General features: G+C 69.8%; 11 protein-coding genes. 9 read left to right on the top strand and 2 right to left on the bottom strand.

Annotation, left to right across the window (positions count from 1 at the left end):
- The first annotated feature begins 128 nt into the window (after positions 1-128).
- The 5 genes from infC to G1H10_RS16875 all read left to right on the top strand — a co-directional run bounded on the left by infC (position 129) and on the right by G1H10_RS16875 (position 2,974).
- On the top strand, positions 129-806 hold the full coding sequence (gene infC / locus G1H10_RS16855) for a translation initiation factor IF-3 (protein WP_163739950.1): 678 nt from the start codon (positions 129-131) through the stop codon (positions 804-806).
- A 17-nt stretch (positions 807-823) separates the two neighbouring features.
- Positions 824-1,018: a 50S ribosomal protein L35 gene (rpmI, locus tag G1H10_RS16860; RefSeq protein WP_163739846.1), complete on the top strand. Its 195-nt coding sequence runs from the start codon at positions 824-826 to the stop codon at positions 1,016-1,018.
- A gap of 76 nt (positions 1,019-1,094) precedes the next feature.
- Positions 1,095-1,475: a 50S ribosomal protein L20 gene (gene rplT, locus G1H10_RS16865; protein WP_163739848.1), complete on the top strand. Its 381-nt coding sequence runs from the start codon at positions 1,095-1,097 to the stop codon at positions 1,473-1,475.
- Between the two features lie 91 nt (positions 1,476-1,566).
- A complete protein-coding gene (locus G1H10_RS16870) occupies positions 1,567-2,445 on the top strand; it encodes a TrmH family RNA methyltransferase (protein WP_163739850.1) in 879 nt (292 codons plus the stop codon).
- 67 nt (positions 2,446-2,512) lie between these two features.
- Positions 2,513-2,974 carry a PPOX class F420-dependent oxidoreductase gene (locus G1H10_RS16875; protein WP_163739852.1) on the top strand — a complete coding sequence of 154 codons (462 nt, stop codon included), beginning with the start codon at positions 2,513-2,515 and terminating at the stop codon, positions 2,972-2,974.
- A 5-nt stretch (positions 2,975-2,979) separates the two neighbouring features.
- Here G1H10_RS16875 and G1H10_RS16880 read toward each other — a convergent pair whose 3' ends face one another.
- Positions 2,980-6,414, bottom strand: coding sequence for a S8 family peptidase (locus tag G1H10_RS16880; protein WP_163739854.1), 3,435 nt, complete (start codon positions 6,412-6,414; stop codon positions 2,980-2,982).
- A gap of 264 nt (positions 6,415-6,678) precedes the next feature.
- On the opposite strand from G1H10_RS16880, the gene pheS reads away from it, so the two are divergent.
- Genes pheS through G1H10_RS16900 form a run of 4 tightly spaced genes read left to right on the top strand, consistent with a single transcriptional unit; the run spans position 6,679 to position 12,169 of the window.
- Positions 6,679-7,788: a phenylalanine--tRNA ligase subunit alpha gene (gene pheS, locus G1H10_RS16885; protein ID WP_163739856.1), complete on the top strand. Its 1,110-nt coding sequence runs from the start codon at positions 6,679-6,681 to the stop codon at positions 7,786-7,788.
- Complete coding sequence (gene pheT, locus G1H10_RS16890; RefSeq protein WP_163739858.1) at positions 7,788-10,322, top strand: phenylalanine--tRNA ligase subunit beta; 2,535 nt, start codon at positions 7,788-7,790, stop codon at positions 10,320-10,322. Before pheS ends, pheT begins: the two co-directional genes overlap by 1 nt.
- Before the next feature lie 34 nt (positions 10,323-10,356).
- Positions 10,357-11,292, top strand: a complete 936-nt coding sequence (locus G1H10_RS16895) for a polysaccharide deacetylase family protein (RefSeq protein ID WP_216853358.1) — start codon at positions 10,357-10,359, stop codon at positions 11,290-11,292.
- Positions 11,293-11,344: 52 nt separating this feature from the next.
- The gene (locus tag G1H10_RS16900; RefSeq protein WP_163739860.1) at positions 11,345-12,169 is read left to right on the top strand and encodes an SDR family NAD(P)-dependent oxidoreductase; all 825 of its coding nucleotides are present in this window, start codon (positions 11,345-11,347) and stop codon (positions 12,167-12,169) included.
- 125 nt (positions 12,170-12,294) lie between these two features.
- On the opposite strand, the gene G1H10_RS16905 is transcribed toward G1H10_RS16900, so the two are convergent.
- Positions 12,295-13,638 carry an ABC transporter substrate-binding protein gene (locus G1H10_RS16905; RefSeq protein WP_163739862.1) on the bottom strand — a complete coding sequence of 448 codons (1,344 nt, stop codon included), beginning with the start codon at positions 13,636-13,638 and terminating at the stop codon, positions 12,295-12,297.
- Positions 13,639-13,682: the final 44 nt, after the last annotated feature.

Genomic DNA, 13,682 nt, shown 5'->3' on the forward strand with positions numbered 1-13,682 from the left:
TGGCAGGCGTGTCATGGCACGGCTGTCACAACGGATGGCCTTCGCTGCGCATGGCGAGGGCCCTTTTTTGTGGTCTTCGCCGTGTGAAGCCAACACACATCTAGTCCCTAGGTAATGAGGAGGACGGCATCAGCGTCGAGCCCCGTATCAATGACCGGATCCGGGTACCCGAGGTCCGGCTCGTCGGCCCGAATGGTGAGCAGGTCGGCATCGTGCGCATCGAGGACGCGCTGCGTCTTGCTGCGGAGGCCGAGCTCGATCTGGTCGAGGTCGCGCCGAGCGCGCGCCCCCCGGTGGCGAAGCTCATGGACTACGGCAAGTACAAGTACGAGTCCGCGATGAAGGCGCGCGAGGCCCGTCGTAATCAGTCGCATGTCCTGATCAAGGAGCAGAAGCTCCGGCCGAAGATCGACACGCACGACTACGAGACGAAGAAGCGCAACGTCGAGCGCTTCTTGGCCGAAGGCGACAAGGTCAAGGTCACGATCATGTTCCGTGGTCGTGAGCAGTCGCGACCCGAGCTTGGTTTCCGGCTGTTGCAGCGGCTGGCGAGTGACGTCGAGGATCTCGGATTCGTCGAGTCCGCGCCGAAGCAGGACGGCCGAAACATGATCATGGTTCTGGGGCCGCACAAGAAGAAGGCTGACGCCAAGGCAGACCGTCAGGCCGCCAAGGCGGAGCAGCAGGCGCAACGTGAGGCGAACGCCGAAGCGGAGCGGGCGGAACGTGCCGCCGGCCGCGCGGCGGCCGAGCGGGAACGGTCGGGGCGCGAGGTTCGGTCCCGGACCGCCGAGAACGAGGAGTAGAGGAGAGTACGGCAACCATGCCGAAGAACAAGACGCACAGCGGTGCCAGCAAGCGGTTCCGCATCACCGGGAGTGGCAAGGTGCTCCGCCAGAAGGCGAACCGTCGTCACTACCTGGAGCACAAGAACACCACCCTCACTCGTCGGCTCGACGGCACCACCGAGGTGTCGAAGGCGGACTCCAAGCGGATCAAGAAGCTTCTCGGCAAGTAGAAGCACCGTTGTCAGCCTGACCGGACGAAGACGAACCCGGCCGCGTGGTGCGGGCCGGAACTAGCAAGGAGTATCAGTGGCACGCGTGAAGCGGGCGGTCAACGCCCACAAGAAACGCCGCGAGACCCTCGAGCGGGCGAGCGGATACCGGGGTCAGCGTTCCCGGATGTACCGGAAGGCCAAGGAGCAGGTCACGCACTCCCTGGTCTATGCCTACCGGGACCGCAAGCAGCGCAAGGGTGACTTCCGCCAGCTCTGGATCACCAGGATCAACGCCGCATCCCGTGCGGAGGGCCTGACCTATAACCGGTTCATCCAGGGGCTGAAGCTGGCTGAGGTCGAGGTGGACCGGAAGATCCTGGCCGATCTCGCGGTGAACGACCCGGCCGCCTTCAAGGCGCTGGTCGAGACGGCTCGTGCCGCACTGCCGGCCGATCGTAACGCTCCAGTCGCCTGAGGTGTCTGCACCAGGGACGTGAGATGAGCGCACTGCCGCTCGATGCGGATCGCGAAAGGGACCTGCGGGATTATCCGGCAGGTCCCTTCTCATGCGTGCCGCCGCGGCGGCTCGGCGGTTCCGCGTGTTGACCCAGCGGTCGGAGCGGATCCGGCGGGCCCGCAAACTCACCCGTCGTGCCGGTCGGGACAAGGCCGGTCTGTTCCTCGCCGAGGGTGCACAAGCCGTGCGCGAGGCTGTACGGTGCGAGTCCGGCCGGGTGGTCGAGGTGTTCGCCACGCCGGCCGCGCTGGACCGGCAGCCGGAGATCGGCGAGATGGCCGCCGCGGCGGAGATTCCGGTCCATCTGGCCGACGACGAGGCGCTCGGCGGCTTGTCCGAGACGGTGACGCCGCAGGGGCTGGTGGCGGTCTGCCGGAGCGTGACCGTCTCGCTCGACGAGCTGTTCGCTCAGGCCGCGGGGCGCGACTCGGGCGCCGACGACGGCGGACCCCGCCTGTTGGCCGTGCTGGCCGACGCCCGGGATCCGGGTAATGCCGGCACGGTGATCCGGTGCGCGGACGCGGCCGGTGCGGACGCGGTGGCGCTGACCGCCGGCTCGGTCGATCCGCAGGGCGGCAAGGCCGTGCGTGCCTCGGCCGGGAGCCTGTTCCATCTGCCCGTCTCGACCGGCGCGTCGGCCGAAGCCATCGCTGACGCCGCGCGAGTGCATGGGATGACGGTGCTGGCGGCCGACGGCGCGGGGGAGCGGGACCTGGACGAGGCGGAGGCGGACGGAACCCTGGCGACCCCCACGGCGTGGCTGTTCGGCAACGAGGCGTGGGGGCTGCCGGCCGAGATCCGGGCGGTCTCCGATGCTGTGGTGCGCGTGCCGATCTACGGCGCGGCCGAGAGCCTCAACCTGGCGACCGCGGCGGCCGTGTGCCTCTACGCCTCGGCGCGCGCCCAGCGTGCCCAGCGTGCCCAGTGAACGTCTCCGCAGCCTTACCTGTCAGGCAGCGTGAAGACGTGTCGGGGCACATGCTTAGGGTGGGTGGATGCCGAACATCGCGACCAATACAACTGTCGACCGCGACGCGCTCCTGGAGTTCATCCGCCCGCGGCACCATGGGGTGCTGTTGACCGTACGGGCCGACGGCACGCCGCAGGGATCTCCGGTGACGTGCGGCGTCGACGACGCGGGCCGGATCGTCGTCTCGACGTACCCGGATCGTGCCAAGGCGGTCAACGTGCGGCGGACACCCCGTGCCAGTGTCGTCATCCTGTCCGACGACTTCGGCGGCGCGTGGGTCCAGGTCGACGGCACGGCCGAGGTTCTGGACATGCCCGATGCGCTGGAGCCGTTGGTCGAGTATTTCCGCAACATCTCCGGCGAGCACCCGGACTGGGACGAATACCGCGACGCCATGCGCCGCCAGGACAAATCCCTCATCCGCGTCACCCCGGAACGCTGGGGTCCGATCGCGACCGGAGGATTCCCCGCCCGGCTGGCGGAGTGACTCACTCATTCGGTCAGCCGGTACGCGCGGATCACCGTCTGTTCGAGCTCGCTCCCGCCGGCGTCGACGACATGCCCGCGTAGCGAAACGAAATCGCTGCCCGCAGGGGCCCGCGGCACCCAGGCGATGAACCCGCCGCGTGCCGGGCGAAGCCGCATCGGCGTCCAGGAGTCGCCGTCGTCGAACGACGCCTCCAGGTCCAGCTCGCGCACTGCCGGATCGGTCCCGTCGGCCCGCTCCACGCTCACGTCCAATCGGAACGGGCGATGAGCGGGTGCCCGGCCGAGTACGTCGACGTCCCCTCGGGTCCGTAACGCCAGCAACGGCAGCCTGCCCGTCGCGTCGTCGGGTCCGGCGTCCACGTTCCATCTGGCCTCCATCCGGGTACCGAGCGCCGACCACCCGACGTCCCGGTTCACACTGGTGGTCAGCTCATATCGGGCGTGGTCCGGCTCGAGCGCGAAGAACCCGCCCGACGGGTCGTCGCTCACCCCGATCACCTCACCGTCCTTGCGTAGCGTCGTCGTCGCCTCTATTCCGTCCCAGCCCGGATAGGTGACATGCCCGGGTGACGACGAGGAGAACGGCGCCAGCGTCACCCAGAGGTGCCCGTACGCGAACGTCGGCCGGGCCACGGGGCCGAGCGGAGCGGCGTTCCAGTGCTTCTCGTAGCGTCGCCCGGCGCGGTAGTCGGGATAGGAATACCGGTCGTAGTCGTCTTCCTGGACGTCGCCGAAGCGCAGTTCGGAGCCCCACCGGATGGACGTGTTCGCGGAGTACAAGTCGATCCGCCGGCCGGGCATCCGCACGTCGTACATCTGTCCCCAGACGAAACCTTCGTCATCGACGGGTGTCGGGTAGGCCAGCAGCCTCGCAGGCTGCTCATCAGGAACACCTTGGCCGTGCAACGTGGTGTCCAGCCGGGCGAGGTCGGAGTCCCGGAACCGGAAGGACGGCTCCGGGATCCGGCCGTTCTCGCTGATGAAGAGCTGGTACCCGCGGGGAAGCCTGTTCCCCGCGACCGGCGAGTCCGCACCCTCCTGCGCGGGTTCCGGCTCGTTCAGCGCTGACTGATATCCGAAGGCGTAGTCGTAGGCGGTGACCTCCGGGGTCGGCGTGGCGTAGAGCTCGAAGGTCTCGATGTCAGTGGCAATCCCGCTGACCAGACGGTAGGTGCTCAGATGCGCGCGGCGGAGGCCAGGCCGGGCGATCGGACTGTCCACAACCGCCTCGATGAGCGAGGCGTCCCGGGCGTCCAGCGAAACCGTCATGTCCCGATCGAGGACGAGTTCCGGACGAGCGGCGAGCGTGAAGCTGTCGGTATCCTCCGTGCCGGCGGTCAGAATGTGGCTGGTCAGGTCATACTGGCCGGCCGGAAGCCGTACCGTCACCGGTCTCCCCGGAACGGGGACGTCGCGCAGTTGCTCGGCCGCGAGGTCGCCGAGTGTGACCGTGGTCCAGGCCGGAGCTCCGGTTCGGTCGACGACCTCGATCGTGAGGTCGTACGCCTCCACCTCCTTGACGACCCCGACGGGTGTGGTGACCGCCGGCAGGTCGTCGCCGGCGGCGTCCCTGGACCGTCCGCTGACCCAACCGCTGTAACCGCCGTCCGGCGCGTCGATCGACGTGTCCGCGGTGACGACGACGTCGGCGCTGCCGCCCGCCGGAACGGTGACGGCCGCGGGTGCGACGCTGAACATGGCCTCCGGGGCCGCGGAGCCGTCGTCGGCGAACGCGGTGACGTCAAGGTCCAGGCTGACCGGCTGGTCACCGGCGTTGCGGTAGGTGAGCGTCTCGGCGATCGGCTCGTCGTCGCTGTGGGGCCAGTCGGTCACACCCAGGCTCAGCGCGGCTGGCGAGGCGACGATGTCCTGTGCGACGGCGCGCGCCGCGTCCACCCGGCCGGCGCCTTGCCGGAAGGCGCCGTGCTTGGGGTGGGGGACGGCGCTGGACAGCAGTGCGGGCACCAACTCGTCGGCGCTCCAGTCCGGATGCTGCTCAGCCAGCAGCGCAGCCACACCGGTGACGTGCGGCGCCGCCATCGACGTCCCGGACAGTCGGGCGTAATGGTCGTCCACGGCGTCGTCCCACAGCGTGTCCGACGCGCGGGCGGCGACGATCGACTCGCCCGGCGCGGTCAGCTCCGGCTTGATCAGGCCGTCGCGCACCCGGGGACCGGTATTGGAGAACCCGCTCAGCTCGCCCTGCTTGTCGACGCTGCCCACGGCGAGCGCGCGGTCGGCCGCCGCCGGAGCCGCGACCGTCTCCGGAAAGGTGCACAGCAACGACGACGGATGATTCCCCGCCGCCGCCACGAACAGGGTGCCGCTCCGCTCGGTCAGCGCGTTCAGCGCCTCCGACAGCGGGTCGGATCCGTCGGTGGCGCAGCCGCCGAGGCTGAGGTTCACCACGTCGGCACCCTGGTCCACGGCCCACTCCATGCCGGCGATGATCCACGACTCCTCGCCCTCTCCGTAGTCGTTGAGGACCTTGCCGATCACCAGGCCCGCATCCGGCGCGACGCCCGCGTACCGGCCATCGGATGCCGCGCCGTCGCCGGCGATGATCGACGCGACGTGGGTTCCGTGGCCGAACCGGTCGGTGGGGTCGTGACCGGGCATGCCCTCGTCGTCCTCGGTGAAATCCGCCGCGCGCACGACCGCGTCGCTGACGTCCGGGTGCCCGGCGTCGATGCCGCTGTCCAGGACGGCGACGAGGACGCCGTCGCCGGTATAGCCGGCGTCCCATGCCGCGGGGGCACCGATTTGGGGGATGCTCTGGTCGAGTGCGGCGCGCACCCGGCCGTCCAGGTGCACGCGCGCGACGCCGGCGTCCAAGACGGCGGCGCCGGGGGCGTCTTCCGAGGGGGTGCCGGCGATCTCGCGCCAGAGCGCGCCGACCGCCTTCTTCGGCGCCGTCACCGCCGCGCCGTGGATACTCGGCAGCGGACGTTCGATCACCGCTCCCGCCCGGGTGAGTGCGGCGGGTGCTGAACGACGAGCCCGGGGAGCGTCGTCGTACTGGACGATCAGCGGCAGCTGCCGGGTCGACGCGTCGTCGTAGCCCTGCGCGAGCAGCCCGGTGATGTCGAACAGCCGCGGGTCGATCCGGCCGGCGGCGATCAGCTCGAGTGCGTCCGCCGGCACCACCCGCAGCCCGCCGTCGGCGGTCTCCTGCTCGGCGAACGCCACACCGGACCGTCCGGATCCGGGCCGTACCTCGACCGCGCGGTGGTCACCCGCCAGGGTCGTGATCGTGACCCGATCGCCGGTCAGCAGCGTCACCGTCTGCCGTTCCGGTGCGGGCGAGGACGCGACCTCGAGATCCGGGCCGGACGTCGAGCCCGAGCCGCCGCCATCGTGCTCCAGCGTCGTCGCCGCCCCGGTCGCGGCCGAGACGCTGAGGGCGACCACAACGGCCATGCCCAAGGCGCCTGCCATCGTGGTGGCTCGTCGTCCGCGCCTCATCTTCCACCTCCGGTGAGAAAACGATCATTACTCTGGAAGATCGCCCACCGGACAGGTCGGTTGCATCGGTGCGTGACCTTTTTGTCTCACTCGTCGTCAGCCACGGTGACCGAGCGGGTGAGCCGCGCGATGAGCGCCGGAGGCGATCGGCCGGGTCGTCCGAGCACGCATGCACCCCGGAGTCGTAGAATCGCGGAGTTGTCCCCCGGTAGATCCGCGACGCAGGTAGCGAGGAAGATGTCCGCGCCCAACAAGCACTACGACCCTGTCGAGGTCACCCCGCTCCACCCCGACGAGGTGGCCCGCATGCGCGACGAAGCGCTCGCGGCCGTCGCCGGGGCCGCCGACCTCGATCAGCTCAAACAGGTCAGACTGGCTCATGTCGGCGACCGCTCGCCGCTCGCGCTGGCCAACCGGGAGATCGGTGCCTTGCCGCCGCAGGCGCGCAAGGAGGCCGGTCAGCGCGTGGGCGCCGCCCGTCGTGAGGTGACCGAGGCGATCGAGGCGCGCGGGCAGGTGCTCGAGGCCGAACGAGACGAGCGGGTGCTGGTCGAGGAATCGGTCGACGTCACGCTCCCGTGGGATCGTGTGCCCCGTGGCGCACGGCATCCGCTGACCACCATCCAGGAGCGCGTCGGCGACGTGTTCGTCGCCATGGGCTGGGAGGTCGCCGAAGGGCCGGAAGTGGAGGCGGAGTGGCTGAACTTCGATGCACTCAACATCGGGCCGGATCACCCCGCGCGGACCATGCAGGACACGTTCTTCGTGGAGTCTGAGGACTCAGGGTTGGTGCTGCGTACCCACACCTCGCCGGTGCAGGCCCGGACCATGCTCACCCGCAAGCCGCCGATCTACGTGGTGTGCCCCGGGCGTACCTTCCGCACCGATGAGCTGGACGCCACCCACACGCCGGTGTTCAGCCAGGTGGAAGGGCTTGCCGTGGACGAGGGCATCACCATGGCGCATCTGAAGGGCACGCTCGACCACTTCGCCTCGGCGATGTTCGGTGAGGGCATCACCACCCGGCTGCGCCCGTCGTACTTCCCGTTCACCGAGCCCAGCGCCGAGATGGACCTGCAGTGCTTCGTCTGCCGCGGAGCGTCGGTGGGGAACCCGGACCGGCCGTGCCGCACGTGCAGTTCGGAAGGGTGGATCGAATGGGGCGGATGCGGCGTGGTCAATCCACGCGTGCTGGTCGCCTGCGGGGTCGATCCCGACCGTTATACCGGATTCGCCTTCGGCATGGGGTTGGAGCGGACCTTGATGTTCCGGCACGGCATCGAAGACATGCATGACATGGTCGAGGGCGACGTGCGCTTCGCCGCTGCGTTCGGGATGGAGGTCTGATGCGCGTCCCCATCTCCTGGCTGCGCGAATACGTCGACCTTCCCCCTGAGGTCTCGGCGCGCGACGTCGCCGACACGTTGATCCAGGCCGGGCTGGAGGTCGAGACCGTCGACCAGGCCGGCGCCGACATCACCGGCCCGCTCGTCGTCGGCCGGGTGCTGGAGTTCACTGAGGAAACCCACAAGAACGGGAAGACGATCCGCTGGTGCTCGGTCGACGTCGGCGATGAGCACAACATCGACCGCAGCGACGAGGGCGCGGCGTCGCCGTCCCGCGGCATCGTGTGCGGGGCGCGCAACTTCTCCGTCGGTGACCTCGTCGTGGTGTCGCTGCCCGGTGCGGTGCTCCCCGGTGGCTTCGAGATCTCCGCACGCAAGACGTACGGCCACGTGTCCGACGGAATGATCTGCTCGGTGCGCGAGCTCGGCATCGGCGACGATCATTCCGGCATCCTGGTTCTCGACGCGGGCGAGGGCGAGCCCGGCGACGACGCGGCGCCGATCCTGCACCTGCGAGACGATGTCCTGGACATCGCCGTCACCCCGGACCGCGGTTACTGCCTGTCCATCCGGGGTGTGGCCCGGGAAGCGGCGATCGCCTACGGGCTGCCGCTGCGGGACCCGGCCGGTGCCCACCAGGTTGCCGAAGACCCCGGTGACGACGGAAGCCACCCGGTACGGACCGACGACGCCGCGCGGTGTCCGGTCTTCGTCGCGCGCACCGTGACCGGATTCGACCCGGCCGCGCCCAGCCCTCGCTGGCTGCAGCGTCGGGTACAGCTCGCCGGAATGCGGCCGATCTCGTTGGCGGTCGACATCACCAACTACGTCATGCTCGAGCTGGGGCAGCCGATCCACGGCTACGATCGCGACCTGCTGCAGGGACCCATCGTGGTGCGCCGTGCCCGCGAGGGCGAGAAACTCACCACGCTTGATGGCGTGGCCCGCACGCTCGACGAGGACGACCTGCTGATCACCGACGACTCTGGACCGATCGGCCTGGCCGGTGTCATGGGCGGCGGCACCACCGAGCTCGGTGATGCCACGACGTCGGTGGTGATCGAGGCGGCGAACTTCGAGGCGACCGGGATAGCCCGCACCGCCCGCCGGCACAAGCTGCCCAGCGAGGCGTCCCGGCGCTTCGAGCGAGGCGTGGACCCGGCGTTGCCGGTTGTGGCCGCCACCCGCGTGGCCGAGCTGCTGGTGGAGCTGGGCGGGGCGACACTCGAGCCCGGTGTCACCATGGTGGGGGCCGTCCCGACGCCGCCCGCGATCGAGCTCGATGCTCAGTTGCCCAGCCGGATCGTCGGCGTGGAGTACGCGGACGACGAGGTGCGCGGCCTGTTGACGGCGATCGGGTGCGAGGTCACCGAGCCGGCCACGGGACGGCTGAGCGTGGTGCCGCCCACCTGGCGACCGGACCTGACCGATCCGTTCGACCTGGTGGAAGAGGTCGCCCGGCTGCACGGTTACAACGCGGTGCCGTCGGTGCTGCCGACCGCCCCGGCCGGGCGCGGGTACACGGCGGTGCAGCGGGTACGACGCCGCGTGGAGCGCGCCGTCGCCGCGGCCGGCTATGTGGAGGCGCCGTCGTATCCGTTCGTCGGCGAAGCCGAGTTCGACGCGCTGGGCATCCCAGCGGACGACGACCGTCGCCGCGCGGTGCGGCTGGCCAACCCCATCTCGGACGAGCAGCCGCTGCTGCGGACCACCCTGTTGCCGGGCCTGCTGGCCACGCTGCGGCGCAACGTCGGACGCGGCACGACGGACGTGGCCGTCTTCGAATCCGGCCTGGTGTTCCGGCTCCCGCCCGGAGAAGACGCGCCGAGCGTCCCGCCGAGGCTTCCGGTCGACCGGCGGCCCACCGACGAGGAGCTGGCGGCACTCGAAGCCGCCGTGCCGAACCAGCCGCGACGGATCGCGGTGGCGCTGGCCGGTGACCGCGAGCCAGCCGGCTGGTGGGGGCCGGGACAGCCGGCATCCTGGGCGGACGCGATCCAGGCGGGCCGGGTGGTGGCGGAGGCGGCCGGCGTCGAACTCCGGGTGGAGAAGGACGACCACGCCCCGTGGCACCCGGGCCGGTGCGCGGCGCTGTACGCCGGTGATGCTCTGGTCGGCCACGCCGGTGAGCTGCATCCGCGGGTGGTGAAGGCGCTCGGCCTTCCGGAGCGCACGGCCGTCATGGAGATCGAGCTGGACCGGCTGCCGACCACGGACGAACCGGTCCCGGCGCCGGACGTGTCGACCTATCCGGTGGCGACGCAGGACGTGGCGCTCGTGGTGGACGAGTCCGTGCCGGCCGCCGCGGTCCAGGCCGCATTGGCCGACGGTGCGGGGGGCCTGCTCGAATCGGTGCGGCTGTTCGATGTCTACAGCGGGGCGCAGGTGGGTGAGGGCCGGAAGTCCCTGGCGTATGCGCTGAGATTCCGGGCACCGGACCGCACGCTGACCGTCGAGGAGACCACGGCCGCCCGGGACTCGGCGGTGGCCGAGGCGCAGCGTCGTACCGGCGCCGTGCTGCGCGGCGGATCCTGAGCCCGCGGGAACCGTCTACCAGTGGGAGTGTGACGTGCGTCGGCGCCGGTTTCTCGCCGCGAGCGCTGCCCTTGTTCCGGTCGCAGGCTGTGCTGTTGCGGATCGGGTACGGCCGTCGTCGTCCGGAACCTCGACCCCGGCACCCGAACGCGGGCGCGGAGACGATGCGGCATGGCCGTCGGATGTGGAGCCGTCGCCGACGGTCGTGGTCGAGGAGCCGACCGCCGATGTCATGGAACCGACCGTTGACATCGCGGAGCCGACGACGAGGCCGAGCGTCGACCCGGCCGGGTATCCGGCCGCCGCGGGCGAGTGGGGCGAGAACGTGACCGGCGTCAAAACCCGGATGGCGACGGATCGGCGGGCGGTCGCTTTGACCTTCGACGCCTGCGGCGGCAGCTCGGGCAGTGGCTACGACGAGGCGCTGATCGAGTTCCTACTGACGGAGGAGGTCCCCGCGACGCTGTTCTTCAACCAGCGCTGGATCGACGCCAACGAGCGTACTTTTGACCGGCTGGCCCAGGAAGAACTGTTCGGCATCGCCAACCACGGCACCGCGCATCGCCCGCTGTCCGTCGAGGGCAAGAGTGCGTACGGGATCACGGGCACGGACAGTCCGGCGTCGGCGATCGACGAGGTGATGACCTGCCAGGAAGCCATCCGTCGGCGTACCGGGCGGTCCCCGGCGTTCTTCCGGTCGGGCACCGCCTACTACGACGAGGTCGCCGTCCGGATCGCCAACGATCTCGGGCTCGAGGTGGTGAACTACGACGTGTTGGGCGATGCGGGCGCGACCTTCACCAGTACCCAGGTCGCGGAAGCGCTGGGCACCGCCCGGGCCGGATCGATCGCGCTGTTGCATATGAACCATCCCGGCAGCGGGACGGCCCGCGGCGTGATGGCGGCCGTGCCGGAACTTCGCGCGCGCGGCTTCGAATTCGTCCGTCTCGGCGAGTACCCGTTGGCCTGACCGCACGCCATCGCCGAGTCCCAGCCCGGACGTCGTCATGGAGGAGTCTGACATGGAGAACCCACCCGTGGTACCGGCTGCCCGTACGGCGCTCATCACCGGTGCCAGCCGCGGAATCGGACGGTCGCTGGCGCTCGGGCTCGCCGAGCACGGAGTGGCCGTCGGGCTGCTCGCACGTGATCAGGACCGTCTGGACGAGGTGGCGGCGGAGTGCCGGGAGCGCGGCGTCGCGGCGGTCGGAGTCACCGCCGACGTGGTCGACCGAGCCGCCGTGGAGCGCGCCGTGCGCACCGTCGCCGACGCGCTCGGTGGTATCGACCTGCTGGTGAACAACGCGGGTGTGATCGAGCCGGGGGACGCGGACTTCGTCGCCGCCGACGTCGAGGAGACCTGGCGCGTGGTGGAGGTGAACGTCCGGGGGCCGATCCTGGTGACGCACGCGACGTTGCGCACGATGCTGGAGGCCGGCGGTGGCCGCATCGTCAACCTCAACAGCGGAGCCGGATACAAGGCCATGACGTCGTATACCGGTTACACGGTCAGCAAGGGGGCGCTGGCCCGGCTCACGACTCAGCTCGACGCGCAGTACCGGGTCCGTGGCGTGTTCGTCTTCGACCTGGCGCCCGGTCATGTCAAGACCGACATGACCACGCCGATGCCGATGCACGCCGGGCGCACCGACTGGACCGACCCGGAGGAGGTGGCCGCCATGGTCACCGCCATCGGTGACGGGCGGCTGGACGAGCTCGCCGGGCGCTACTTCCGGGCCGGCACCGACACGGTGGAGTCGCTGCTGGAGCAGAAGGCGGCGATTCTCGACGCGAACGCCCGCGTCCTGACCCTCGCGCCGATCGACGCCGACGACCCGGTCGCCTGAATGAGTCGGCGGACCGTTCACTCACCCGGCTTCTTGAGCATCAGTTGCGCGTGCGCCCTCATATCGGGGACTTCAGCGCAACCGACGCTCAAGAAGCCGGGTGGCGGTGAGGCCGGTGGGACGGGTCAGCCGGCGCTGGCGAGGTTGGAGCTGAGTTCGTCGGCGAAGCCTTCCGCGCCGTCCTGCGGGCTCATCCGCTCGAACAAGATCTCACTGGCGTACCGCTGGAAGACCTGCTGCGTGTCGGCGGCGCCCACCGGCGGGGGAGCCGGAGCGTCGCCGATCTCGTCCGCGATGTCTTCGATATACGCCACGGCCTGGGCATCCGCTTCCGAGAGCTGGTCCGTGATGGCCTCCCGGATCGCGCCGTTCGGCGGGACGGCGCGCTCGGCGAGCAGGATCTCGCCCGCTTCCTGGCTGTTGACGATGAAGTCGAGGAACATCGCCGCTTCTTCGGGATGCTCGGTCCTCGACGACACCGACCAGAACATCGACGACTTGTAGAACGCGCCGTTCTCCGTGGACGACCCCGTCTGGCTCGGCATGCGCAACAGCACCATCTCCTCACCGGACGCTTCGGTGTAGGCATGCAGCTGGTTACTCCAGGCGAAGCCCATGGCGACCTTGTTGGTCGCGAGGAGGTTCTGGTCGAGTGCGATGGTGAAGTCCTCCACCGTGCTGGACGCCGGGGGGACGGCGCCCGTCTCCTGCATCGCGAGCGTGGGCTCGAAGAACGACGCGAGCGTCTCCGGGCTGAACGCGATGTCGTTTTCGCTGTACAGCGACTCGCCGTGCTGTCGTGCCCAGATGGTGAACAGGGACTCGTTCTGGCCGAATGCCGCCGAGCCGTACACGCCGTCGGGGGTGTTGTCGGTGATCTCGGCGGCGAGTTCGGCGTATTCCTCCCATGTCCACGTCTCGTCGTCGGGAAGCTCGACGCCCGCCTCGTCGAAGATGGACTGATTCGCGAAGATCGACAGCGAGTTCACCCCGGCGGAGAGGCCGTAGAGCCCTCCGTCGAATTCGCCGGTGGCGAGGGTCGCCTCGTCATAGGCGGAGGTGTCGAGCGCCTCCTCTGCCGACAGGTCCAGCAACGCGTTCCGGCCCGCGTATTCGCGCAGGTAGAGCTCGTCCATCTGGATGATGTCCGGTGCGTCGTTCGCCGCGACCTGGGTGGCGAGCTTGTCCCAGTAGGTGGACCACTCGCCGAACTCGGGCTCGATGGTGATGTTGGGATGCTCGGCTTCGAAGGCGTCGATCATCTCCTGTGTCGCCTGGTGCCGGACATCTGAGCCCCACCAGGTGAACCGCAAGGTGACGTCTTCGCCCTCGCCTGGAGACGACGTGTCGTCCGATCCTCCGCATGCGGCGAGCAGGACCGCCGTCCCGGCGAGTCCGGCGGCAGCGGTCAGGAGGAACCTTCGCCTGCCGGCACGGGCGGCCAGCCAGGAGGACGTCGTGTGTTCCATGGAGATCTCCTTCGATCCGCGGACGCCGCGACCGGCATCGGACG

The sequence above is a fragment of the Phytoactinopolyspora halotolerans genome (assembly GCF_010550675.1).
GTDB lineage: Bacteria > Actinomycetota > Actinomycetes > Jiangellales > Jiangellaceae > Phytoactinopolyspora > Phytoactinopolyspora halotolerans.

Excerpts from the sequence above, each read along its gene's own strand:
- rpmI (WP_163739846.1), top strand. The coding sequence starts at position 824 with ATGCCGAAGAACAAGACGCACAGCGGTGCCAGCAAGCGGTTCCGCATC.
- G1H10_RS16870 (WP_163739850.1), top strand. The coding sequence starts at position 1,567 with ATGCGTGCCGCCGCGGCGGCTCGGCGGTTCCGCGTGTTGACCCAGCGG.
- G1H10_RS16875 (WP_163739852.1), top strand. The coding sequence starts at position 2,513 with ATGCCGAACATCGCGACCAATACAACTGTCGACCGCGACGCGCTCCTG.
- G1H10_RS16880 (WP_163739854.1), bottom strand. The coding sequence starts at position 6,414 with ATGGCAGGCGCCTTGGGCATGGCCGTTGTGGTCGCCCTCAGCGTCTCG.
- pheS (WP_163739856.1), top strand. The coding sequence starts at position 6,679 with ATGTCCGCGCCCAACAAGCACTACGACCCTGTCGAGGTCACCCCGCTC.
- pheT (WP_163739858.1), top strand. The coding sequence starts at position 7,788 with ATGCGCGTCCCCATCTCCTGGCTGCGCGAATACGTCGACCTTCCCCCT.
- G1H10_RS16900 (WP_163739860.1), top strand. The coding sequence starts at position 11,345 with ATGGAGAACCCACCCGTGGTACCGGCTGCCCGTACGGCGCTCATCACC.
- G1H10_RS16905 (WP_163739862.1), bottom strand. The coding sequence starts at position 13,638 with ATGGAACACACGACGTCCTCCTGGCTGGCCGCCCGTGCCGGCAGGCGA.